At 71.6% G+C, this 24,504-nt stretch carries 19 protein-coding genes and 1 tRNA gene; 13 read left to right on the plus strand and 7 right to left on the minus strand.

Annotation, left to right across the window (positions count from 1 at the left end; genetic code table 11):
• Positions 1 to 26: 26 nt before the first annotated feature.
• On the plus strand, positions 27 to 3,998 hold the full coding sequence (gene fxsT, locus AC069T_RS32745; protein ID WP_478786198.1) for an FxSxx-COOH system tetratricopeptide repeat protein: 3,972 nt from the start codon (positions 27 to 29) through the stop codon (positions 3,996 to 3,998).
• On the opposite strand, the gene AC069T_RS32750 is transcribed toward fxsT, so the two are convergent.
• Both AC069T_RS32750 and AC069T_RS32755 read right to left on the minus strand, forming a co-directional pair.
• Positions 3,967 to 4,881, minus strand: a complete 915-nt coding sequence (locus AC069T_RS32750) for an alpha/beta fold hydrolase (RefSeq protein WP_388785680.1) — start codon at positions 4,879 to 4,881, stop codon at positions 3,967 to 3,969. The genes fxsT and AC069T_RS32750 overlap by 32 nt on opposite strands.
• Before the next feature lie 427 nt (positions 4,882 to 5,308).
• Entirely contained in the window at positions 5,309 to 5,773 is a 465-nt protein-coding gene (locus AC069T_RS32755) for an ATP-binding protein (RefSeq protein ID WP_478786199.1), read from the minus strand.
• Positions 5,774 to 6,021: 248 nt separating this feature from the next.
• Between AC069T_RS32755 and AC069T_RS32760 the strand changes: the two genes are divergently transcribed.
• From AC069T_RS32760 to AC069T_RS32800, 9 genes are all read left to right on the plus strand, one after another.
• Positions 6,022 to 6,906, plus strand: coding sequence for a hypothetical protein (locus tag AC069T_RS32760; RefSeq protein ID WP_478786200.1), 885 nt, complete (start codon positions 6,022 to 6,024; stop codon positions 6,904 to 6,906).
• Positions 6,907 to 7,130: 224 nt separating this feature from the next.
• On the plus strand, positions 7,131 to 7,865 hold the full coding sequence (locus AC069T_RS32765; protein WP_478786201.1) for a YcnI family copper-binding membrane protein: 735 nt from the start codon (positions 7,131 to 7,133) through the stop codon (positions 7,863 to 7,865).
• 106 nt (positions 7,866 to 7,971) lie between these two features.
• A complete protein-coding gene (locus tag AC069T_RS32770) occupies positions 7,972 to 8,622 on the plus strand; it encodes an SCO family protein (RefSeq protein WP_478786202.1) in 651 nt (216 codons plus the stop codon).
• Entirely contained in the window at positions 8,619 to 9,077 is a 459-nt protein-coding gene (locus AC069T_RS32775) for a copper chaperone PCu(A)C (protein ID WP_478786203.1), read from the plus strand. Before AC069T_RS32770 ends, AC069T_RS32775 begins: the two co-directional genes overlap by 4 nt.
• Before the next feature lie 14 nt (positions 9,078 to 9,091).
• Positions 9,092 to 11,239 carry a copper resistance CopC/CopD family protein gene (locus tag AC069T_RS32780; protein ID WP_478786204.1) on the plus strand — a complete coding sequence of 716 codons (2,148 nt, stop codon included), beginning with the start codon at positions 9,092 to 9,094 and terminating at the stop codon, positions 11,237 to 11,239.
• 6 nt (positions 11,240 to 11,245) lie between these two features.
• Positions 11,246 to 12,532 carry an iron uptake transporter deferrochelatase/peroxidase subunit gene (efeB, locus tag AC069T_RS32785; RefSeq protein ID WP_478786205.1) on the plus strand — a complete coding sequence of 429 codons (1,287 nt, stop codon included), beginning with the start codon at positions 11,246 to 11,248 and terminating at the stop codon, positions 12,530 to 12,532.
• 102 nt (positions 12,533 to 12,634) lie between these two features.
• Complete coding sequence (pheA, locus tag AC069T_RS32790) at positions 12,635 to 13,567, plus strand: prephenate dehydratase (protein ID WP_478786206.1); 933 nt, start codon at positions 12,635 to 12,637, stop codon at positions 13,565 to 13,567.
• A gap of 606 nt (positions 13,568 to 14,173) precedes the next feature.
• Positions 14,174 to 15,451 (plus strand): serine--tRNA ligase, encoded by a 1,278-nt coding sequence (gene serS, locus AC069T_RS32795; protein WP_478786207.1) that lies wholly within the window; start codon positions 14,174 to 14,176, stop codon positions 15,449 to 15,451.
• Positions 15,448 to 16,263, plus strand: coding sequence for an HAD family hydrolase (locus tag AC069T_RS32800; protein WP_478786208.1), 816 nt, complete (start codon positions 15,448 to 15,450; stop codon positions 16,261 to 16,263). Before serS ends, AC069T_RS32800 begins: the two co-directional genes overlap by 4 nt.
• Before the next feature lie 349 nt (positions 16,264 to 16,612).
• On the opposite strand, the gene AC069T_RS32805 is transcribed toward AC069T_RS32800, so the two are convergent.
• From AC069T_RS32805 to AC069T_RS32825, 5 genes are all read right to left on the minus strand, one after another.
• Positions 16,613 to 16,698 (minus strand) — tRNA-Ser (locus AC069T_RS32805).
• Between the two features lie 292 nt (positions 16,699 to 16,990).
• A complete protein-coding gene (locus AC069T_RS32810; RefSeq protein ID WP_358852292.1) occupies positions 16,991 to 17,710 on the minus strand; it encodes an ABC transporter permease in 720 nt (239 codons plus the stop codon).
• 9 nt (positions 17,711 to 17,719) lie between these two features.
• Positions 17,720 to 18,631, minus strand: coding sequence for an ABC transporter ATP-binding protein (locus AC069T_RS32815; protein ID WP_358852291.1), 912 nt, complete (start codon positions 18,629 to 18,631; stop codon positions 17,720 to 17,722).
• Positions 18,628 to 19,533 carry an ABC transporter permease gene (locus tag AC069T_RS32820; RefSeq protein WP_478786209.1) on the minus strand — a complete coding sequence of 302 codons (906 nt, stop codon included), beginning with the start codon at positions 19,531 to 19,533 and terminating at the stop codon, positions 18,628 to 18,630. Before AC069T_RS32820 ends, AC069T_RS32815 begins: the two co-directional genes overlap by 4 nt.
• Positions 19,523 to 20,509, minus strand: a complete 987-nt coding sequence (locus AC069T_RS32825) for an ABC transporter ATP-binding protein (protein WP_478786212.1) — start codon at positions 20,507 to 20,509, stop codon at positions 19,523 to 19,525. Before AC069T_RS32825 ends, AC069T_RS32820 begins: the two co-directional genes overlap by 11 nt.
• Positions 20,510 to 20,773: 264 nt before the next feature.
• On the opposite strand from AC069T_RS32825, the gene AC069T_RS32830 reads away from it, so the two are divergent.
• From AC069T_RS32830 to AC069T_RS32840, 3 genes are all read left to right on the plus strand, one after another.
• Positions 20,774 to 21,628 carry a M24 family metallopeptidase gene (locus tag AC069T_RS32830; protein ID WP_478786210.1) on the plus strand — a complete coding sequence of 285 codons (855 nt, stop codon included), beginning with the start codon at positions 20,774 to 20,776 and terminating at the stop codon, positions 21,626 to 21,628.
• 26 nt (positions 21,629 to 21,654) lie between these two features.
• A complete protein-coding gene (locus tag AC069T_RS32835) occupies positions 21,655 to 23,418 on the plus strand; it encodes an SDR family oxidoreductase (protein WP_478786211.1) in 1,764 nt (587 codons plus the stop codon).
• A gap of 80 nt (positions 23,419 to 23,498) precedes the next feature.
• Positions 23,499 to 24,416: a metal-dependent hydrolase gene (locus AC069T_RS32840; RefSeq protein WP_478786213.1), complete on the plus strand. Its 918-nt coding sequence runs from the start codon at positions 23,499 to 23,501 to the stop codon at positions 24,414 to 24,416.
• Positions 24,417 to 24,504: the final 88 nt, after the last annotated feature.

A 24,504-nucleotide genomic window follows, 5' to 3' on the forward strand; every position in this document is an offset into this window, starting at 1 on the left:
AGGGCCGACAAGGCGGAGGGTTTCGAATGACCGAGAACCGCAAGGGCACCGTGATCACCTTCTACTCGTACAAGGGCGGCACGGGGCGGACGATGGCGCTCGCGAACGTGGCCTGGATCCTCGCCGCCAACGGCCACCGGGTGCTCACCGTCGACTGGGACCTCGAAGCGCCCGGACTGCACCGCTTCTTCCACCCCTTCCTCAACTCCTCCCTGCTTCGGGCCACCCCCGGCCTGATCAACCTCATCGACGACTACCGCCGGGAGGCCCTGCGCGACCTGCCGGAACGCGCGCCGGACTGGCACCGCGCCTACGCCCGGGTCCGGCCGCACGCGATCTCCCTCGACTGGCCGTTCCCCAAGCCCGGCAGCCTGGACTTCCTGTCCGCCGGCATGCGCCACCGGGACTACCCGATCGTCGGCAACATGGACTGGGACCGCTTCTACGCCAGTTACGGCGGCGGTCAGTTCTTCGACGCGATGCGCGCCGACATGCAGCGCTACTACGACTACACCCTGATCGACAGCCGCACCGGCCTGTCCGACCTCGCCGACATCTGCACCGTCCAGATGCCCAGCACGCTCGTGGTCTGCTACACCCTCAGCGACCAGAGCATCGAGGGCGCCGCCGCCGTCGCCCAGGGCATCGCGGACCGGTACGGCGACAAGAACATCCGCATCCTGCCCGTCGCGATGCGCATCGACGACGGCGAGAAGGACAAGGTCGACGCCGGCCGCGCCCTCGCCCGGGAGCGCTTCGCCGGACTGCCGAGCGGCATGGACTCCGAGCAGCTGGCCGAGTACTGGGGCTCGGTGGAGGTGCCCTACCGCCCCTACTACGCGTACGAGGAGATCCTCGCCGCCTTCGGGGACCCCCCGAAGGTCGCCAGCTCCATGCTGACCGCCTGCGAACGGCTCGCCTCCGTCGTCACCGAGGGGCGGGTGACCTCGCTGCCTCCGATCAGCGAGGTGAAGCGCACCCGGTACGTGGCCGCGTACACCCGGCGGCGGCCCGTTCCGCCGTCGAAGCTGGTCCTCTACTACGTCTCCGAGGACCGGATGTGGGTGGACTGGCTGGAGGCGGTGGCGCGCGGCGCCGGTTTCGAGGTGCTGCCCAAGGACGTGCGGACGATGTCCGTCACGGAGATCGGCGCGGAGGCCGTGCCGAGCGGCGGGCACCGGGTGGTCGCCGTGGTCTCGCAGGCCTTCAACGGTTCCCAGCGGGCCAGAGCCGCGTGGGAGGCCGCCGTCCACTCGGGCGCCGGCTCCGAGGAACGGCACCAGGCGGTCTCGGTGCGGGTCGGCGACGTGCAGCTCAGCATGCCCTACGCCGGCCGGGGCGCGATCGACCTGGCCCGGCTGGACGAGGGCACGGCCGCCGCGGCGCTGCTGACCGGCCTGGACCGCCCGGACGCCGTCGGGGTCTCCCGGGGCGGCGGTGTGCGGTTCCCCAACACCGGCACGCGGGTGTCCAACATCCAGCCCCGCTATCCCTGGTTCACCGGGCGCGCCTCCATCCTGGACCGGCTGCGCGAGCAGCTCGGCAGCGGCATCTCCGGACCGCGGCTGCCCCAGGTGCTGCACGGCCTCGGCGGCGTCGGCAAGACCCAGCTGGCCCGCGAGTACGCCCACCGGTTCAAGGCGGACTACGACCTCGTGTGGTGGGTCGACGCCGAGCAGCCGGACCTGGTCCTGCCCAAGCTGGCGGCGCTCGCCCGGATGCTCGACCTGCCCGGCGTCGGTGACGACGTCGCCGAGGCGGCCGAGGCGGCCCTGCAGGCCCTGCGCGACGGAGTGCCGTACTCGCGCTGGCTGCTGATATTCGACAACGTGGAGGACCTGGACAAGGTGCTGGAGGTCTTCCCGGACCAGACGGCGCCCATCCCGGACAACGTCTACGGGCACCTGCTCGTCACCTGCCGCGCCAAGCCCACCTCGACCCGGGTCCAGCCCGTGGAGGTCGAGGTCTTCACCCGGAACGAGAGCATCGAGCACCTGTGCCGCCGGGTGCCGGGACTCAGCGAGGAGGACGCGGGACGCGTCGCGGACGCCGTCGGCGACCTGCCGCTGGCCATCGAGGTGGCGGCGGCCTGGCTGGAGGCGACGGCCACCCCCGTCGAGGAGTACATCGAGCAGCTGCGCGAGCAGAGCACCAAGGTGCTGTCGGTCAAGGCCGCCGTCGAGGCCGTCGAGTACCCCTCGTCCGTGGGCGCCACCTGGAACATCTCCATCAACCGGCTGCGCGAGGAATCCCCCGCCGCCGCCCGCCTGCTCGAACTGTGCAGCTTCTTCGCGGCCGAGCCCATCTCGATGAGCCTGGTGGGCAGCGACGCGATGATCAAGGCGCTGCTGCCCTTCGACAAGGACCTGCGGGCCCGCTACATGCTGGGCAAGGTCACTCAGGCGCTGAACCGGTTCGCGCTGGCCAAGGTCGACTCGACGGACAACTCCATCCAGGTGCACCGGCTGGTGCAGGCCGCGGTGCGCGACAGTCTGGGCGAGCAGGAGTTCGACGACACGATCCACGAGGTGCACCGGATCCTCGCCTCCGCCCGCCCGCCCGAGGGCGCCGTGGACAACCCCGCGCAGTGGCCCGGCTTCGAGGCGATCTGGCCCCATCTGGTGCCCTCCAACGTCCGCGAGTGCGCGGAGGAGGAACCGCGGCAGCTGATGGTCGACCGCATCCGCTACCTGTGGAAGCGCGGCGAACTGCACGCGGCCCGTACGCTCGGCACCCAGCTCAACGAGTTCTGGACCACCGAGTTCCCGGACGCCGACGACGAGCAGATCCTCAACCTCCGTTTCGAGCTGGCCAACGTGCTGCGCTCGCAGGGCGAGTACCAGGCCGCGCGGACCATGGACGAGGACACCCTGGCCCGCCAGCGGGAGCTGCTCCCCGAGGGCCACCCCAGCATTCTCATCACGTCCGGAAGCGTGGCCGCCGACCTGCGGGCGCTGGGCCGCTTCAAGGAGGCGCTCGATCTGGACCTGCGGATCTACCGCGGGTTCCGCGAGATATTCGGCGAGGACCACCCGCGCTCCCTGAGCTCCGCCAACAACCTCGCCATCGACTACCGCCTGACCGGCGACAGCGAGGCCGCCCGCCGGCTCGACGACGACACGGTCCGCCGCCGTACCGCGCTGCTCGGCCCGCTGCACCCCTACACCCTGACCACCAAGGGCCACCATGCCCGCGACCTGCGCGAACTCGGCGACTACGCGGGCTCGGTACAGATCCTGCGCGAGGTGCGCGAGGGGTTCGAGCAGGTCCTCAACCCGGACGTGCCCGAGGTGCTGCGGGTCGACAAGAGCCTCGCGGTGTCCCTGCGCAAGGCGGGCCACCAGGCCGAGGCCCTGAGCCTCACCGAACAGACCTGGGAGACGTACACGCGCTACCGCGAACGCTACGGAAGCACCATTCCCGAGGCGCTGGCCTGTGGTCTGAACCTCGCCGCCGACTACTTCGGCGCCGACCCCGGCAGCGGCGCCCAGCGGGCCGTCCAGCTGGTCACCGAGGTGCTGCAGGGCTACGAGAGCTCCTTCGGCGCCGAGCACCCGTTCACCATGCAGTGCATCAACAACCTGTCCATCTACGAGCGCGCCCTCGGCAACGTGGAACAGGCCGCCGAACTGGCCGAGCGGGCCCGTTCCACCCTGACGAGGGCCCTGGGCGACGAGCACCCCTCCGCCCTGTGCGCCGGGCTGAACCTCGCCAACGCCTTCGGCGAACTGGGCCGTTACGAGGAGGCCGAGCACTGGGAACGGCTCGCCGTGAACGGTCTGCGCAAGCGGTTCGGTCCTGGCCACCCGGACGTCCTGGCGAGCACGGCCAACCTCGCCGTCACCGTGCGCGCCCTCGGGCGGCGTTCGGAGGCCGCGCAGCTCCAGGAGAAGGCGGAGACCGGCCTGGCGCAGCTGCTGGGAGACCCGCACCCGCTCGTCGAGTCGGTCCGCACCTGGCGCCGGATCAACCGGGATCTGGAACCGCAGCAGGTGTGACGGACGGTCCCGGGCGGTCGTCCGGGACCGTCCGGACGGCCCAGCTCAGGATGCGCGTCATCACCCGCAGCGCCCCGAAGTGCGCGGCGCCCGGCTCGACCTCGACCCGGGCGCCGGGGATGTGCCGGGCCAGCCAGCGCGTGTGCTGGGCCGGCGCGAAGATGTCGTCCTCCCCGTGCCACAGCAGGACCGGGGAGGCGATCCGCGTCAGGTCGAAGCCCCAGTTCGTGCTGAACGCCATCACGTCGTCGATCCAGCCGTCCGCCGAGTCCCGCAGGCCCTCGGCGAAGTTGCGCTCCAGCATGTCCTGGATGCCGGCGTCCGCGACGATCCAGCGGTCGGACTCGGGGAGCTTGCTGCGCATCTCGGCGATGGAGGCCGCGGGGTCGGCGACGATCGACAGGGACCGGCGGCCCAGCGTCGTGGTGACCCGGCCCCGGCTGATCGCGGCGTTGACGTACTCGCGCACGTTCGACTCCGTCATGCCCTCGAACCAGTCGAGGTCGGGGGCGTCCCGCGGGGCGAGGCTGACCAGGGCCCCGGTCCGTGTGGTGCGGTCCGGCAGCAGCGAGGCACAGGCCAGTGCGTGGGGTGCGCCGCCGGAGCGGCCGACCACAGCGAAGCGGTCGATCCCGAGGGCGTCGGCGATGTCCGCCACGTCGGCCGCGACGGCGCTGACCGTGCGGCCCGGTTTGCGGTCCGAGTCGCCGTACCCCGGACGGTCGAAGGTGATCAGACGGATTCCCATCCGGTAGAGCACGGAGGGACGCGGCGCGGGGCCCAGCCGGCTGCCGGGCGTGCCGTGCAGCAGGAACACCGGCCTGCCATCGGGGTCACCGCGCTGTTCCACCGACAGCCGCCTGCCGTCCCCGGCACGCACCATGCGCAGCACTGGCACTCCCCCTGTCGCTCTCGGCCGGCGGGTCCCGCCCCGGCTCGCCCCCGCGCCGCGCGTCCGGTCGGCAGGACGCGCGGCCGTGCGGTGTGCCTCCAAAACCCCGGGACTCCTGGGCGCCCGGGGCCCGGACCGCGGGCCGGAAGCGGGCGGCACACACGCGTGCGGGGCATCGGCAGGGGCGGCCGGCGGTTCGGGGAGGGCCGTTGCCGGTTCCTCACCGGTGGCCGGACGCATGCGCCGACTCCCGCATCAGGCCAGTATGCAGACGGACCCGTGCCTCGCCCAGACCGCGTTCGGCCGCTGTTTTCAAGGCAGTTGGGCCTCGCTCCGGGACCCTGCCGGCCCTGCGACGGGCCGCCCTGAGGCCGGCTCCGCTTTCCGGGGGCGCACCGCTTCGGACACCGGATCCGCGCTAGACCGCCAGCAGCGGAGTGCCCTCACGCCACTTGAGGATCTTGTCGAAGCTGACCACCGCGCCGCCCAGGCCCGGCTTGTTGCCGATGTGGACGTGGTCGGCGAGCTCCTGGATGAGACACAGCCCGCGGCCGTTCTCGGCGTCGCTGCGGGCGGCGCGCACCAGGGGTCGCGGCGCGTGCGCCGGACCCGCCGGAAATCCGGGTCCCGAGTCGGCCACCTCGATGCGGCACTTCTCGCCGTCGAGGTAGGCCGTGACCCGGTACGCCTCCGAGGGGCCGTCGGGTGCGGTGCCCCCGCCGTGCTCGACGGCGTTGGCACAGGCCTCGCTGAGCGCGAGGGAGAGGTCGTACGAGACGTCCGGATCGACCCCCGCCGTTTCCATCGTGCCGAGCAGCAGGCGCCGGGCGAGCGGAACGCTCGCGGCTTCGCGCCGCAAGTGGAGTGACCACCAGATGCTCATGCTGAAGCCTCCAGGCCGCGGCTCGACATACCGTTACCTATTGCCGCCAGGGCCGGTGTGCAATCGCCCACACCGCATGAACCCGCCCATACGGCGGATGCGGGCACGCCCAGATCGGTGTATGTGGGGACACCGGAAAAGCGCATGTGCGCCGGCGACTCCCCCCGAAGCGGGTCCTTTGCCGCAGCACGTCATCTTGTGGACCTGCCGTGAAACGCGCCTCGGGCCAGTGCGATGATGAGCCCGCCATGAGTGCCCCCCACCAGCGCACGGCGCGCTCCGGACGTGATGTCCGGCTCCTGCGGGCCGCGGTGTTCGCCGCGGTCTGTGTCGCGCTGGCCGCGGCCGGTCATGGCATCGCCTCCTGCACCGCGGTGCCCCTGTGGACCGTGGGCACCGCCTTCCTCGCCGTGTTCGCCGTCGCCGCCCCACTGGCCGGGCGCGAACGGGCACTGCCGGGCATCGCCACGGTGCTAGCGGTCGGCCAGACCGCGCTGCACACGCTCTTCGGGCTCGGGCAGCAGGGCACCTCGATGACCCCGGCGCCGGGCGGCACCGGGATGTCCGCTTCCATGGGCGCGTCCATGTCGTCGGGCATGCCGGGCCACGCCCTGTCCGACGCCACGCTCGTCGAGCGGGCGGCGCGGGTGGTGTGCGGTGCGTCCGCGGCGGCGATCAGCCCCGCGCAGGCCCAGCGGATCCTCACCGACGCCCGGCTCGCCCCGGACACGGCGCACTCCGTCACGACACCGTCCGTGCACCACTCCGCTGACGCCGTGTCGGCCGCGGCCGGACCGTCGATGTCCATGCTGCCGTCCCTGCCCATGCTGCTCGTCCACGTGCTCGCCGCGGTCGCCACGGGCTGGCTGCTGCGCCGCGGCGACCTGGCGGTCCTGCGGCTCATCCGGCTCTCCGCGCACGGCGTCGCGGAAACGGCCCTCGTCCGGTCGCTGCGCGCGGCACTCGCCCTGGTCCGCGCCCTGCGGACGGGGCTCCCCGGCACCGGACGCACGGCACCCCGGGCGCCGCGCACCGCGCCGCCCGAACCACCCACCCCCCGTACCACCGCACTCCAGCACTCGGTGATCAGGCGCGGACCGCCCCGGGCCGCCGTGCTCGTTCTCGCCGCCTGACACGGCGCACCGCTCCCCTCGGAGAACCACTCCGTCCGGAGGGCTGCCGCCGTGCGGCACGCGCGCGTGCCCGCCCACGGGCGGGACCACCCGGAGGTCCGCCTCCGGGACCGCCCCCGGGAGTGCCTTTTCGGTTCTCCGCAACGGGTCCGGTCCCGGGCACCTCTTCGTACGCGCGCCCTCTACCTCACCGGACCATCACGCACAGTGGAGTGTTCTCTGCCATGAAGGTTTCCCGTATCGCCGCCTCCGGCGCCCTCGCCGCGTCGGCCGTCGTCGTCCTGTCCGCCCCGGCCTTCGCGCACGTCAGCGTGCAGCCGGAGGGCGTGGCCGCCAAGGGCGGTTACGCGACGATCGACTTCAAGGTCCCCAACGAGCGCGACAACGCCTCGACCACCAAGCTCGAGGTGAACTTCCCGGCCGACCACCCGCTCGCCTCGGTGATGCCCCAGCCCCTCGACGGCTGGGACGTGAAGGTCACCACGTCCAAGCTGGACAAGCCGATGGAGCTGCACGGCGAGAAGATCGACGAGGCCGTCTCGAAGGTCACCTGGACGGCCACCGGCAAGGGTGTCCGGCCCGGCTTCTTCCAGAAGTTCCCGCTGTCCGTCGGCCAGCTCCCGGAGGACGCCGACGAGCTCGTCTTCAAGGCGATCCAGACGTACTCCAACAAGGAGGTCGTGCGCTGGATCGAGCCGCAGGAGGACGGCGGGGAGGAGCCGGAGAACCCGGCGCCGGTGCTCGCGCTGTCCGCCGCGTCCGACGACGGCCACCACGGCACGCCGAGTGCCGAGAAGGCCTCCGACGGCGAGAAGGCGGAGCACGGAAAGACCGAGGCCGCCGCGTCCTCCGACAGCAGCGACACCACCGCCCGCGTCCTCGGCGTCGTGGGCATCGTCGTCGGCGCGGCGGGCGTGGCGTTCGGCGTTCTGGCCGGCCGTCGGCGCACCCACGCCTGAGGCCCACCCTCGTTCGGTGCGTGCCGGGGAGCCGTACGCCGTCGCCGTCCGCGGCGGCGTACGACCCCGGTGCGCGCCGGCGCACTCACATCTGGGACATTTCTCTATGCGCAAGAAGACGTATGCCGCGGCCGCCCTGGCCGCCGCGGCCGCTCTGACCCTCTCCGCCTGCGGCGGTGACGACGGCGGCAAGCCGGTGGCCGAGGTGTCCGCCGAGGCCGGTTCCGCCAAGGCCGCGACGGTCCTCGACAAGCCGTTCGAGAAGCCGGACCTCGTCCTGACGGACACGCACGGCGAGAAGTACGACCTGCGCGCCGAGACCAAGGGCAGGCCGACGCTGGTCTACTTCGGCTACACCCACTGCCCCGACGTCTGCCCGCTGACGATGAACAACCTCGCCGTCGCCAAGAAGCAGCTGCCGAAGGCCGACCAGGACAGGCTCCGCATCGTGTTCGTGACCACGGACCCGGAGCGGGACACCCCGGCCGCGCTCGGCAAGTGGCTCAAGGGGATCGACCCCGCCGCCGTCGGTCTGACCGGCGACTTCGACACGATCCAGGCCGGCGCCCGCACCCTCGGCATCTCCGTCGAGCCGTCGAAGAAGGACAAGGACGGCAAGGTCGTCTCGGTGCACGGCACCCAGGTCATCGCGTTCTCGCCGAAGACCGACGGCGGTTACGTCCTCTACGGCGAGGACGCCACCGTGGACGACTACACCCGGGACCTCCCGAAGCTCATCAAGGGGGAGAACCCGTGAGACGCCTCGCGGGATCCGTCACGGCCCTGGCGGCGGCGCTGACACTCGCGGGCTGCGGCGGCTCCGGTGATCCCGCCTCCTCCGGGCCCGAACTGAGGGTCACCGGCGCCTACATGCCCGTCCCCGCCATGACGGACATGGCGGCCGGATTCTTCACCGTCACCAACTCCGGCGGCGCCGACACCCTGACCTCGGTCACCAGCGACCTCTCCGACGACGTCACCCTGCACGCCACCGAGGGCGGCGCGATGGAGGAGCGGACGTCCTTCCCGGTGCCCGCGCACGGCGAGCTCGACTTCGCCAGCGGCGGCAACCACGTCATGTTCGAAAAGCTCGCCCGCAAGCCCGCGCAGGGCGAGAAGGTGGCGGTCGAACTGCACTTCGCCAAGTCCGGCACGGTGAAGGTGTCCATGCCGGTCGAGCCCGCGACGTACAACCCGAAGACCGGACACTGAGGGAGGGATCCACCTTGACGCAGGCCATCGCTCCCCGTGCCGGCCGCCACGCGGCCGGGCGGCTGCGGACGCTGTTGCTGCTGCTCCTCGCCGTCGGCGGCGCGCTGCTGGCGGGCGCCGGGCCGGTCTCCGCGCACGCCGCGCTGACCGGCAGCGACCCGAGGCAGGGGGCGGTGGTCGGGCAGGCACCCACCCAGGTCACGCTCACCTTCTCCGAGAAGGTCGCCATGTCCGGCGGCTCGGTGCGCGTCCTCGACCCCGAGGGCAAGCGCGTCGACACCGGCGACCCCGTCGACCTGGGCAGTGCCATGTACGCCGTCAAGCTGCACTCGGGCCTGCCCGACGGCACGTTCACCGTCACCTACCAGGTGGTGTCGGCGGACAGCCATCCCGTCTCGGGTGCCTTCACCTTCTCCATCGGCGCGCCCTCGCAGACCTCCGTCACCGTCTCCGACCGGTCGGCGGGCGGCGGGGTGGTCGGCGGGCTCTACGGACTCGCGCGCTATGTCTCGTACGCGGGCTTCATCGTGCTGGCCGGCGGCGCCGCCTTCGTGCTGGCCTGCTGGCAGCGGGGGGCGGGCGTGCGGCCGGTGCAGCGGCTCGTGGTCGGCGGGTGGCTCGCGCTCACCGCGGCCACCCTCGGGCTCCTGCTGCTGCGCGGCTCGTACACCGGCTCCGGGAAAGTCGCCGACATCTTCGACCTGAACCTGCTCGGGCAGGTGCTCCAGACCAAGACGGGTGCGGCGCTCGTCTCACGCCTGCTGCTGCTGGCGGCAGCGGCCCTGTTCATCGCGGTGCTCTTCGGGACGTACGCGACACGTGACGCGGCAGCGGAGACAGACGAGGCCGACGCGGTGACCGAAAAAGCCTCGGAGACCGGCGGTGAGGCCGCCGCGGGAAGCGCCGGGGGGCGGGAGACCGGCGGCCGGACGGGTGAGGAGCCCGCGGGCGGCGAGGGCGCCGACGAGGCAGACCGGGCCGACGCGGAAGCCGACACGGAAGCCCACGCGGATGCCGACGCCGCCGCCGCTGCCGCCGCCGCCGAGAAGCGGGACCTGACCTTCGGGCTCGGGATCGGCGGCGGTGTCGTCGCGGCGGGCCTGGCCGCGTCCTGGGCGATGGCCGAGCACGCCTCGACCGGCGTCCAGCCGGGCATCGCGATGCCCGTCGACGTCCTGCACCTGCTCGCCGCCGCCACCTGGCTGGGCGGCCTGGCGACGCTGCTCGTGGCGCTCCACCGGGCGCCCTCCGGCACCCCGATCGACGCGCCGGCCGTCCGCCGGTTCTCGCGCGTCGCGTTCGGCAGTGTCGTCGTGCTGACCGCGACCGGGCTCTACCAGTCGTGGCGCCAGGTCGGTTCCTGGTCGGCGCTCACCGGCACCGGGTACGGGCAACTGCTGCTCGTCAAGATCGGCCTGGTGGCCGTTCTCGTCGGCATCGCGTTCCTCTCCCGGCGCTGGACGGCTCGGCTGCCGGAGGCGTCCCCGGTGCTCGCGCCGGAGGCGGACTCAGCGGCCGAGAAGGAGCCCGTCACCCTTCCCGCCGCAGCCGCAGCCGCAACCGCAGCCGGAACCCGCGCCGGTGCCGCGGACTCCGTGCGCGCCGCCCAGCTGGCCCGGCAGCACGCCGCCGTGACCGCCGCGCGCGAGAAGCGCATCCGGGACGCCGACCCGCACCGCTCGGGGCTGCGCCGCTCGGTCCTCGCGGAGGCCGGTGTCGCCGTGGTGCTGCTCGCCGTCACCACGGTGCTGACCTCCACCGAACCGGGCCGTACGGAGGAGGGAGCCAGGGCGGCCACCGCGTACAGCGCGCAGCGCTCCGGGCCGCTGACCGTGACGGTCCCGTTCGACACCGGCGGCGAGGACGGCAGGGGCAGTGTGCGGCTGACCCTCGACCCGGCCCGCGTCGGCGGCAACGACATGCACCTGTTCGTGGAGCGCCCGAACGGCAAGGCCTTCGACGTGCCCGAGGTGAAGGTCGCCTTCACGCTCGGCGCGAAGGACGTCGGCCCGCTGCCCGTGGTCCCCGACCGGATCGCCACCGGACACTGGACGGCGACCGGAGTGCAGATCCCCATGGCGGGAGACTGGGAGATCGCGGTGACCGTCCGGACCTCCGACATCGACCAGACGACCGTCAAGAAGAACGCGAAGATCGGCTGAACCACCATGGCTGACCAGTCCCATCCCGAGGCACCTTCCCGCGAGGAGGGCACGGCGCACGGCTCCCGCCAGGGGTCCCTCTCGCGGCGCCGGCTGCTCGGCACGGCCGGCGCCACCGGTCTCGCGCTCGGTGCGGCCGGCGGCGCCGCCGGGTACGCGGCGGCGCCCACGGGCGTCGCGGCCACGCCCCTGACCTCGCTCGGCGCGGGCGCGGTGATGTTTCACGGGAAACATCAGCCCGGCATCACCACGCCCCTCCAGGCGCGCGGACACCTCGTCGCCTTCGACCTGGCCGCCGGGGCGGGCCGCAGGGAGGCCGCGGCGCTGCTGCGCCGCTGGTCGCAGACGGCACGGCGGCTGATGGCGGGCGAGGCCGCCGCGCACGACGACACGGACGTCGCCCGTGACGTCGGCCCCTCGTCCCTGACGGTCACCTTCGGTTTCGGGCACAGCTTCTTCGCGCGGACGGGCCTGGAGGAGCAGCGCCCGGTCGCGCTCGACCCGCTGCCCGACTTCTCCTCCGACCGGCTCGACAAGGCGCGCAGCAACGGCGATCTGTGGGTGCAGGTCGGCGCGAACGACGCCCTGGTCGCCTTCCACGCCCTGCGCGCCCTCCAGAAGGACGCGGGCGGTGCGGCCCGCGTGCGCTGGCAGATGAACGGCTTCAACCGCACCCCGGGCGCCACCGCCCAGGAAGGGCTGACCGCGCGCAACCTGATGGGCCAGATCGACGGCACCCGCAATCCGAAGCCGTCCGAGTCCGACTTCGACCGGCGTGTCTTCGTGCCTGCCGCCGGCGAACCGGCGTGGATGGCGAACGGCTCGTACGCCGTCGTACGCCGTATCCGCATGCTCCTCGACGACTGGGAGAAGCTGTCGGGCAAGGCGCAGGAGGGCGTCATCGGGCGCCGCAAGTCGGACGGGGCGCCGCTGACCGGCGGCACCGAGACGACGGAGCCGGACCTGGAGCGCACCGGCGCGGACGGCAAGCTGGTCATCCCCCTCGACGCGCACTCGCGGATCACCCGGCCCGATCAGAACGGCGGCGCGGCGATGCTGCGCAGGCCGTTCTCGTTCCACGACGGCTTCGACGCGGACGGGGTGCCCGACGCGGGTCTGCTCTTCATCTGCTGGCAGGCCGACCCGCTGCGCGGCTTCGTCCCCGTGCAGCGCAAGCTCGACCGGGGCGACGCCCTGTCGGCGTTCATCCGGCACGAGTCGAGCGGGCTGTTCGCGGTGCCCGGCGGGGCGGCGGAGGGGGAGTACGTGGGGCAGCGGCTGCTGGAGGCGTGAGGCGCCCCCGGCGCGACGCCGGTCAACCCCTTGAGCCGGGGTGCCGAGCGGCCCTTTCCGCAGGCGCGAGCCGGGCCGGGCCGGGCCCATTAGGGTGAGGTCATGCCAGCCAGTTACGCGTATCTCGGTCCCGAAGGCACCTTCACCGAAGTCGCCCTGCGCACGCTTCCGGAGGCCGCCACCCGGGAGCTCGTCCCGATGGTCTCGGTCCCAGCCGCACTCGACGCGGTCCGCAACGGCGAGGCGGAAGCCGCGTTCGTACCGATCGAGAACTCGGTGGAGGGCGGCATCACCACGACCCTCGACGAACTGGTCGCGGGCACGCCTCTGATGATCTACCGCGAGGTGCTCCTGTCGATCACCTTCGCGCTGCTGGTCAGGCCGGGCACGAAGCTGTCGGAGATCAAGACGGTGACGGCGCACCCCGCCGCACAGCCGCAGGTGCGCAACTGGATGAAGGCACACCTCCCGGACGTGCTCTGGGAGTCCGCCGCCTCGAACGCGGACGGCGCGCGCCTCGTGCAGGAGGGCCGGTACGACGCCGCTTTCGCGGGCGAGTTCGCCGCGGCCACGTACGGCCTCGAGGCACTGGAGACCGGCATCCACGACGCGGAGAACGCGCAGACGCGCTTCGTCCTGGTGGGCAGGCCCGCCCGCCCCGCGGCGCCGACCGGCGCGGACAAGACGTCGGTGGTCATCTGGCAGGGCGACGACCACCCCGGCGCCCTTCTGGAGCTGCTCCAGGAGTTCGCGGTGCGTGGCGTCAACCTGATGCTTCTGCAGTCCCGCCCCACCGGTGAGGGCATCGGCAACTACTGCTTCGCCATCGACGCCGAGGGCCATGTCTCCGACAGCCGGGTCGGCGAGGCGCTCATGGGCCTCAAGCGTGTCTGCCCGCAGGTGCGCTTCCTCGGCTCGTACCCGCGCGCGGAGGTAGACCCCCAGGACGTCCGCGCCCCCAGGGCCGGTACGTCCGACGGCGAGTTCGCCGCGGCGTCCGACTGGCTGGCGCGCTGCCAGGACGGCCGCTTCTAGGGTCCCGTCGGCCGCTTTCGGGGGACGACTGTGCCTGGTCCTACCAGCAGATTTGCTTCGTCCACAGAAGTTATCCACAGGGGGGCTTCTCGACCTGGGGACAAGTCGACAACGAAACACGACAGGGTCGACAAATCGGCCTACAGCCCACAAGAGTGTCCACAGCCCCGCAGGTCACCCTTCGTCCACCCGTTTCCATTGATCAATCCCTTAGGGCGAACCATTTCCACTCGAAAGTGGATGCCGAGACGGTTTCACCGGGGAATTCCGCGTCCGGCGCGAGCCCTGGAGAAAGATCGTTTCCGAAGTCCACAGAACTTCCACACAGCCTGTGGATAACTTTTCGCGCCCGGGATTCCTGTGGACAACGCGGGCCTCAAGTCCCCGATCCCGCACGGAAATCCGGTCAACTCCACCACGACCCACTGCCCTGTTTCGGGGAGTACGTCCGCCTTCATTGACGGCGCCGGGCGATCTCGAGGGCCGCCCCGGAGATCATTCGACGGCCTCGCGGATTTCATGCGTCATTTCGCTCATATCGCCGCATAACCGGCTGACGGGAATATGGAGTCGTGAGCCGTCACGGCACACCGGTAGCCTTGAGGGGTGATTGACCTTCGCCTGCTCCGTGAGGACCCCGACCGTGTGCGTGCGTCGCAGCGCGCCCGTGGAGAGGACGTCGCGCTCGTCGACGCCCTCCTCTCCGCCGACGAGCGGCGCAGGTCGTCCGGCGTCCGCTTCGACGAGCTGCGTTCCGAGCAGAAGGCGCTCGGCAAGCTGATCCCCAAGGCCTCGGGCGACGAGAAGGCCGAGCTGCTGCAGAAGGCCGGCCGGCTGGCCGCCGGCGTCAAGACCGCCGACGCCGAACAGCACGAGGCCGACGAGGAGACCAAGCGCCTCCTGCTCCAGCTCGGCAACCTCGTGCACCCCGACGTCCCGGTCGGCGGCGAGGAGGACTTCGTCGTCCTGGAGACGCACGGCACGATCCGCGACTTCGGCGCCGAGGGCTTCGAGCCCAAGGACCACCTGGAGCTCGGCGAGGCGCTCGGCGCCATCGACGTCGAGCGGGGCGCCAAGGTGTCCGGCTCGCGCTTCTACTACCTGACGGGTGTCGGCGCGCTGCTGGAGCTCGCCCTGGTCAACGCGGCGATCGCGCAGGCCACCGAGGCCGGCTTCGTCCCGATGCTGACTCCGGCGCTGGTCCGCCCGCGCGCCATGGAGGGCACCGGCTTCCTCGGCCAGGCCGCGGAGAACGTGTACCACCTGGAGAAGGACGACTACTACCTGGTCGGCACCTCCGAGGTCCCGCTCGCCGCGTACCACATGGACGAGATCATCGACGCCGACAAGCTGCCCCTGCGGTACGCCGGCTTCTCGCCGTGTTTCCGCCGCGAGGCCGGCACCTACGGCAAGGACACCCGCGGCATCTTCCGGGTGCACCAGTTCGACAAGGTCGAGATGTTCTCGTACGTCGCTCCCGAGGACGCCGAGAGCGAGCACCAGCGGCTCCTCGACTGGGAGAAGCAGTGGCTGACCGGCCTCGGGCTGCCCTTCCAGGTGATCGACGTCGCGTCCGGTGACCTCGGTGCCTCGGCCTCGCGCAAGTTCGACTGCGAGGCGTGGATCCCGACCCAGGGCAAGTACCGCGAGCTGACCTCGGCGTCCAACTGCGACGGCTTCCAGGCGCGCCGCCTGTCCGTGCGGATGCGCGACGGCAAGAAGGTCCAGCCCCTGGCCACGCTGAACGGCACGCTGTGCGCCGTACCGCGCACGATCGTGGCGATCCTGGAGAACCACCAGCTGGCCGACGGCTCCGTGCGGGTGCCCGAGGTGCTGCGTCCGTACCTGGGCGGCCGTGAGGTCCTGGAGCCGATCTCCAAGTGAGCGCCGCCGCCGGGCCGTTCCCGTACAAGCTCGTCGCGACCGACCTCGACGGGACGCTGCTGCGGCCCGACGACACCGTCTCGGCCCGTACGCGCGAGGCGCTCGCCGCGGTCACCGCGGCGGGCGCGGCGCACATCGTCGTGACCGGACGGGCGGTGCCCTGGACGCGCCACATCCTGGACGAACTCGACTACGACGGGTTCGCGGTGTGCGGACAGGGAGCGCAGGTCTACCACGCCGGGGAGCACCGGCTGCTCACCTCGGTGACCCTGGACCGGCAGCTGGCCGGCCTCGCCCTCGCCAAGATCGAGGCCGAGGTCGGGCCACTGCTGCTGGCGGCGAGCCGCGACGGTCTCGACGGCGAGGTGCTGGTCGGCCCCGGCTACCGGGTGCACGAGGGCCCGCTGCCCTACCTCCCTATCAAGGACGCCGGGGACCTCTGGTCGGCGCCGCTGAACAAGGTGTACGTCCAGCACCCGACCCTCTCCGACGACGAGCTCGCCGAGGTGGCCGCCCGGGTCGCCGGCGGTCTGGTCGGGGTCACCATGGCGGGCGCGGGCATCGTGGAGCTCCTCCCGCTCGGCCTGTCCAAGGCGACGGGGCTGTCCCTGGCGGCGCGCCGGCTGGGCATGAAGGCCGCGGACACGATCGCCTTCGGCGACATGCCGAACGACGTCCCCATGTTCGCCTGGTCCTCCTACGGCGTGGCCATGGACAACGCCCACGCCGAACTCAAGGCCGTGGCCGACGAGGTGACGTCCTCGAACGAGGAGGACGGGATCGCGGCCGTGCTGGAGCGGTTGCTGGGCTAGGTCGTGTCCGCAAAGTCTCGTCGTCCGCCCGGAGGGCGGGTTCCGCGGCGTCTGGTGCGTGCTCTCGGCGTGCCGGGCGGAGACCCTCGTACTGGACGTACTTGGGGCTTCGCCCGGTGCGGCGAGAGTGCGTGCCAGGCGTCGCGGAACAGGCGGGACTTTGCGGACACGGCCTAGAGCCTGGCCGCCTCCGGGCGTGAACTCCGGTTGCGCGGGCGGTGGCGGGTGATGCGTCGTACGTCGCCGTCATGCGTCGTGCGTCGTGCGTCGTGCGTCGTGCGTCATGCGTCATGCGTCATGCGTCATGCGTCATGCGTCATGCGTCATGCGTCATGCGTCATGCGTCATGCGGAGGATGCGCGGATCGAACGCGCGCGGGGCTGAACCCCGACCACGGCTTAGCAAGCCGGTGCCTTGCCTCTCGGCCAATCCTCCGGGTGGGCGGCCCGCGCGGAGATCGCGCGCTCGAAGCGGCCGCCCCGGGCAGTTCCACGTGCGGAGCGGACTCGACGGAGGTGACTACTCCGGAGACCGCCGCGGGCTGCCCTGCGGGGAACTCGACGGACTGCTCCTGAAGGGCATCGTCGCGCTCCTCTCCCAGAACCTGGCGCCGGTACGGTCCGGCGGCGTGGACAGGACCACTGTGCCCGGGAGGGGACTCGGGGCGCCACCGATTAACGGGCCGGGAAGTAAAAGGGGGCTCCACGCGTGCGTGGAGCCCCCTTTCTCACTCTTCCCCGGCCAGTTTCAGCGTCCGCAGCTTCTGTCCCGCGTACCAGGTGGCCAGCACCGTGACGCCGACCAGCAGCACCGTCGCGGTGGGCAGTCCCACGTCGGAGGTGACGAGGTCCCCGCCGGTGACCTTGTGGGCCACCGCGAGCGACCACTGCTGGACGCTGAGGGTGCGCGCACCGGCGACGAGCGTCCCGAACAGGGCCTCCCAGACGAGCGCGTAGACCAGTCCGAACACCACCGCGTGCCGCGTCACCGTCCCCAGGAGCAGGAACAGCGCCGCGTACGCGATCGAGGCGACCAGCGCGGCCACGGTGTAGGCGACGGCGATCTGCTGGCCGTTGCCGTTCAGGATCAGGCCCGCGACGAAGGTCGGGACCGCGGAGAACACCATGGTGACGGCGACGGCGACGATCAGCTTGGTGAAGATGATCGTCGGCCGCTTCACCGGCTTGGCGAGCAGATAGACCACGGAACCGTCGTCGATCTCGGGCCCGATCGCGCCCGTGCCGGCGATCACGCCGATGATCGGCACCATCGTGGCGAGGGCGAACCCGCCGAGGACGTCGGCCGCGACCTGGTCGTCGGCGCCGGTCAGGGCCCGTACCACCGTGGCGATCACGAGTAGCAGGACGGGCAGGGCGGCCAGGATGAGGGCCCGGCGGCGGCCGAGCAGGGCCCGGTACGTGAGCCGGGCGACTGTGGGGTCGTACATCTTGGCCTCCTACGCCGCGACGAGATACGAGAAGACGGATTCGAGGGACTCGTCGGACGGCGAGACCGTCAGCAGCCGGATGCCGTGCTCACGGGCCACCTTGGGCAGCAGCACGGTGAACCGGCCGAAGTCGACCGCCTGGACGCGCAGCGCGCCCTCTGCGAGGTCCACCTCGATGCCGGACGTCGACGGATCGGCGATCAGCGCGGCGGCCAGGGCGCGGTCGTCGCTCGACCGCACCAGGTAGCGGTGCGGGCGGTCGGTCATCAGTCGGCGGATGCGCCGGAAGTCGCCGCTCGCCGCGTGCCGTCCGGCGACGATCACCTCGATGTGCGCGGCGAGCTGCTCGACCTCTTCGAGGATGTGGGACGAGAACAGCACCGTGCGGCCCTCGTCCCCCATGCGCCGCAGCAGGTCCATGAGCTGCATGCGCTGGCGCGGGTCCATGCCGTTGAAGGGCTCGTCGAGCAGCAGCAGGGACGGGTCGTGGACGAGCGCGGACGCCATCTTCACCCGCTGCCGCATGCCCTTGGAGTAGGTGGAGATCTTCCGGTCCTGCGCGTACTCCATCTCCACGGTGGCGAGGGCCCGCTCGGCGGCCTTCTTGCCGAGGCCGTGCAACTCGGCGTTGGCGACGACGAATTCGCGGCCGGTGAGGAAGTCGTACATCGCCTCGCGCTCGGGGACGATGCCGATGTGCCGGTAGATCTCCTCGTTGCGCCAGACCTGCTCGCCGTCGAGGGTGACGGTTCCGGTGGAGGGGGCCAGGAAGCCTCCCATCATGTTGATGAGGGTGGACTTTCCGGCGCCGTTCGGGCCGAGCAGGCCGGTGACGCCGGGCCCGATCGTCATCGTGATGTCGTTGACCGCCACCACGTTGCCGAACCAGCGCGAGACGTGGTCGATGTTCAGCGTGGTCACAGTCCGACCTTTCGGTAGCGGCGCATCAGCAGGCCGTAGCAGCCGGCGATGAGGCCCAGGACGACGACGAGGAAGACGACGCCCTGCCCGGACGAGGGGCCTTCTCCGCCGGGGAAGGAGGAGGCCGCGCCGAGGAAGGCGGTCTGGACGCCGTCGATGAGCGTGATGGGTGAGAAGAGGCCGATCCAGGGCACGGCCGAGGTGCTGGACTGCGAGTCCGCGATGGCCTGCAGGGTGGAGACGGCGCCGTAGGAGATGGTCAGGACGGCGATGACGGCCGCGATGCCGAAGCCGCGGCGGGGGGTCACCGCCGAGACGACCAGACCGATGCCGGCGAAGAGCAGGGAGAGCAGAACCACGGATACCAGCCCCTGGGCGAATCCCTTCGTCTGGTCGGCGAAGTCGAGCTTGGCCAGCAGGGCGCCCGCGTAGAGCACCAGCAGCGGCGCGGCCGTGAGCACGAACAACGCCGAGGCCAGGGCCGCGTACTTGGCGCGTACGTAGTCGGCGGTCTCGATGGGACGCGAGAAGTAGAGCGGCACGGTCTTGAAGCGCAGGTCGCGCGAGACGGACTGCGGTGCCTGGGAGGCCACGTAGAGGCCGATGACGGCCTGCATCACGATGGCGTAGCGCGTGTAGTCGAGCGGCAGGTCCTTCGCCTTCGTGGCGACGGCGACCGCGACCATGATGAACGCGGGCACGCACATCACCACGAACAGCAGCATCGGCAGGACCTTGGACTTGACCGAGCGGCCGAGTCCGTAGGCGCCGCGCAGGGACTGCGAGTACAGCGAGCGGCGGGCGTAGGCGCGGCCCAGGCGCGGGCCGTCGTAGTTGCGGTAGCCGATGTTGTGGATCCGGGTCTGCTCGCCCTGCTGGGCGAGGGGCTGCTCAACCGCCATGGCCGACCGCCTCCTTCCGCGCTCCGTGCGCGTCGCCGCGCGCCTGCGTCTGCTCGTCGTGGAAGACCTCCGCGATGTGGTGCCTGCGCTGCTCCATGCGGACCAGACCGAGGCCCAGGTCGGCGACGACGTCGCGCACCAGGTCGTACGTCTCCTCGCCCTCAGCGGTGAGCAGCAGGACGTGTCCGGCGCCGGGCAGCCCGCCGCCCTCGTGGGTGTCCACCCCGCGCGCGTGGAGCGCGTCGCGCAGCGTGCGGGTGCCGTCCGGGTGCGCGTCGGTGTCGGTGACCTCGACGGCGAGGGTCGTCGTGATCTGGGTGAAGTCGGTGGTCGAGCTGGACCGCAGGAGCGTGCCGCCGTCGATCACGACGACGTGGTCGCAGGTGCGCTCCAGCTCTCCGAGCAGGTGCGAGGTGACCAGGACGGAGATGCCGAAGTCCGTGTGGATGCGGCGGATCAGGCCGAGCATCTCGTCCCGGCCGACCGGGTCGAGCCCGTTGGTCGGCTCGTCCAGGAAGACGAGCTGCGGGTCGTGGACGAGGGCCTGCGCGAGCTTCACGCGCTGCTTCATGCCGGTCGAGTAGCCCCCGATGGGGCGGTACCGCTCTTCGTAGAGGCCGACGTGGCGCAGCGTGTCCGCGGTGCGCTCACGGGCGGCGGTGGGCGGGAGGCCGGACATGCGGGCCATGTGCACGACGAACTCGGTGGCCGAGACGTCGGGCGGCAGGCAGTCGTGCTCGGGCATGTACCCGACGCGCTCGCGGATCTCGGCGCCCTTGGCGACGACGTCGAGCCCGAGCACCTCGGCTCGGCCCTCGGTGGCGGGGGACAGACCCAGCAGGATCTTGATCAGTGTGGACTTGCCGGCTCCATTGGCTCCGACGAGTCCGGTCACACCGGGCCCGACGTCCACGGAGAGCCGGTCAAGCGCGGTCACCCGGGGGAACCGCTTGCTCAGGCTTTCGGTCACGATCACAGTCACGTCATCGACGGTAGTGGCGCACGCCACACGGGTCGTCAGACCACGGAGCTGGATCGGCGTCAGCCTCCAGTCGTACGGGCCCGTAGGGGTCCCCCTGAAGTCGAACACGGCCACCGCCCGGTGCACCGGGTTGTCCACACGGGCGCGCTTGTCCACAGGCCGCGCACCCGCCTATTGACGCAGCCTCCAACAATTGTCACATTCATCAGTGTCAAGTTACGGGCACAGCGCACAGCCGGACACGGGACGGACGGTGGCATGAGCTCTGCAGTGACCCCATCAGGGTCGGCCGGACTCTCCGCGCGGTTGCGGGGGTTCAGAGAGGTGCAGCGCCTCGCGTACGACTGCGCGGAGGCGGTCGCGGCGCAGTTGAAGCCCGGCGTGACGGAGCGCGAGGCGGCGCGCATGCAGCGCGACTGGCTGTACGAGCGCGGGGTGCGGGACTGGTTCCACCTCCCCTTCGCCTGGTTCGGCGACCGCACGGCGTTCGTGAACTTCCGGATCCCGCTCCAGTTCTTCCCCACCGGCCGGCGGCTGGAAGCGGGCATGCCGTTCATCCTCGACATGGCCCCGGTGTACAGGGGCTGCACGGCGGACATCGGCTACTCGGGCTCGCTCGGGCTGAATCCCGTGCAGGACAAGCTGATGGCCGACCTGGAGGCCCACCGCGAGCTGATCCTGCGCGAGGTGCGCGAGCGCCGCCCGCTGCGCGAGATCTACGAGGACGTGGACCGGCTCATGGTGCGCCAGGGGTATGCGAACCGGCATCGCGCCTACCCCTTCGGCGTGATCGCGCACAAGGTGGACCGGGTCAGGGAACGGCCCTGGTCACCGACGCTGTTCGGTTTCGGGACACAGGCCCTGAAGGGACTGGCGGGCGACGCGCTGCGCGGCCACCGCGAGGGCTGGTCGCCGCTGTGGTCGCCGTACCGCTTCTCCGACCACCCGCCGCAGCCGGGGCTGTGGGCGGTCGAGCCGCACCTCGGTTTCCGGGGCACGGGCGCGAAGTTCGAGGAGATCCTGGTCGTCACCGACTCCGGGGACCCCGAGCAGAGCGCGTTCTGGCTGGACGACGACCTGCCGCACGTGCGGCGCTGGGCGGAGGGCGCGTGATGGCCGCGCCGGACAGGGAGCTTTCGATGACGGGGCTGGACGGCGCGCGCGAGCGCCGGGTGCGGACGGGCGGCATCGAGCTGTGCGTCGCCGAGCTGGGTGACGAGAGCCGGCCCACGGTGGTGCTGGTGCACGGCTATCCCGACTCCAAGGAGGTGTGGTCGAAGGTCGCCGCCCGCCTCGCGGAGCGCTTCCACGTGGTGCTGTACGACGTGCGCGGACACGGCGGGTCGACGGCTCCGCAGCCGCTGCGCGGCGGTTTCACGCTGGAGAAGCTGACGGACGACTTCCTGGCCGTCGTGGACGCGGTGAGCCCCGGCAGGCCGGTGCACCTGGTCGGCCACGACTGGGGTTCGGTGCAGTCGTGGGAGTTCGTCACGGTGGCGCGCACCGAGGGCAGGATCGCGTCCTTCACCTCGATGTCCGGACCCTCGCTCGACCACTTCGGGCACTGGATCAAGCAGCGCACGAAGCGGCCGACCCCGCGCGGGGTCGGCCAGCTGCTCGGCCAGGGCGGCAAGTCCTGGTACGTGTATCTGCTGCACACGCCCGTCCTGCCCGAGCTCGCCTGGCGCGGTCCGCTCGGCAGGCGGTGGCCGAAGATCCTCCAGCGCACCGAGAAGGTCCCCGCCGACGGCTATCCGACCCCGTCGCTCCCGACGGACGCGGCGCACGGCGCCTGGCTGTACCGGGACAACGTACGGGCACGGCTGAGCAGGCCACGTGAGGACGCGTACGCACACGCGCCCGTGCAGCTCATCACGCCCCTCGGGGACGCGTTCCTCTCCGAGCGGCTCTACGACGGGCTGGAGAAGTGGGCCCCGCGGCTCGTGCGCCGTACGCTCCCTGCCAAGCACTGGATCCCGCGCACCCGCCCGGACCAGCTGGCCGCCTGGATCACGGAGTTCGTCCAGGCCCACGAGGACGGTGTCCCCGCGCGCGACACCGTCGCCACCGGCAGGTACGCGGACCGGTTCGGCGGACAGCTGGTGCTGGTCACGGGCGCCGGCAGTGGCATCGGCCGGGCCACGGCCTACGCGTTCGCCGAGTCCGGCGCCCGTCTGGTGGCCGTCGACCGGGACGCCGAGGCCGCGGCGCGCACGGCGGAGATGGCCCGGCTGATCGGCTCCCCCGAAGCCTGGGCCGAGACGGTCGACGTCTCCGACGAGCAGGCCATGGAGAAGCTCGCCGAGAAGGTCGCCACCGAGTACGGCGTGGTGGACGTCCTGGTGAACAACGCCGGTATCGGCCTCTCCGGCGCCTTCCTCGACACGACCGCCGACGACTGGAAGAAGGTCCTCGACGTCAATCTCTGGGGCGTGATCCACGGCTGCCGGCTCTTCGGGAAGCAGATGGCCGAGCGCGGCCAGGGCGGCCACATCGTCAACACCGCGTCGGCGGCCGCCTACCAGCCCTCGAAGGCCCTGCCCGCCTACAGCACCTCCAAGGCGGCGGTGCTGATGCTCAGCGAGTGCCTGCGGGCGGAGCTCGCGGGCCGGGACATCGGCGTCTCGGCGATCTGCCCCGGCTTCGTGAACACCAACATCACCTCGACCGCGCGCTTCGCCGGGGTCGACGCGGCCGAGGAGAAGCGGCGCCAGAAGCGGTCGGCGCGGCTGTACGGACTGCGCAACTACCCGCCGGAGAAGGTGGCCGACGCGATCCTGCGCGCGGTCGTGCGCAACGAGGCGGTCGTCCCGGTCACTCCCGAGGCGCGTGGCGCCCACCTCATGTCGCGCTTCGCCCCGCGGGCGCTGCGCGCGATCGCCCGGCTGGAGCCGCCGCTGTGAACGACTTCACGAACGACTCCACGAACGACGCCGCGAGCGACTCCGCAGCCGACGGCGTGAGCGACGCCGTGAGCGACGCCGTGACCGCCTCCCTGAGCGACGGACACCACGCGATCGTGCCGCGCCGGGTCTCCTTCGACTGGGAGCGGACTCCGCTGCACTGGATACCCGACGAGCCGACCGCGACGCACGTCATCAATGTGCTGCACCTGCTGCTGCCGGCGGGGGAGCGGTGGTTCGTGCGGGTCTTCAAGGAGGCTCTCCCCCTGGTCGGCGACCCGCAACTACTCAAGGACGTCAAGGGGTTCATGGGCCAGGAGGCGACGCACAGCGTGCAGCACGCGTACGTGCTGGATCATCTGGCGGCGCAGCGCCTCGACACCGCTGCCTACACCAGGTACGTCGACTTCCTCTTCGAGAAACTGCTCGGCGAGCGCCCGCCGCTGGGGGCGCCGATCCCTGCCGCGGAGTGGCTGCGCTTCCGCCTGTCGGTGATCGCGGCGATCGAGCAGTTCACGGCGGTCCTCGGCACCTGGGTGCTGGCGGCGGACGGACTCGACCGTGCCGGTTCTGACGAGGTCATGCTCGACCTGCTGCGCTGGCACGGCGCGGAGGAGGTCGAACACCGCGCGGTCGCCTTCGACTTGTACCAGCACTGCGGCGGCGAGGGGCTGCCCCGGTACGCGCGCAGAGTGGCGGGCATGGCGGTCACCGCGCCGGTGATGGTCTACCTGTGGGCGTGGGGTGCCGCCTACCTCATCCGACAGGATCCGCACCTGGCCGGCCGGCTGCGCTACTCGCTCGCCGCCCACAACAGAGCCGTGCGCAAAGGGCTGTTGCCGGGCTGGCGTGAGCTCGGCGCGGCCGTACCCCGCTACCTGCGGCGGTCGTACCATCCCTCGAAGGAGGGCTCGTTGCGGGCGGCCGTGGAGTACCTGGCACGCTCACCCGCGGCGCGTTCGGCGGCGGGGGTGATCGGGCGGGCGGCTCTCGCCTAGGGCCTGTCGTTTGGATCAGGCTGGCTGTGACCGACGGTTCGTCCTGACCGACCCGAGCGGGGTCTGGCGCGTGCAGCTGCAAGGCGGA

Source organism: Streptomyces sp. NPDC043867, assembly GCF_056435845.1.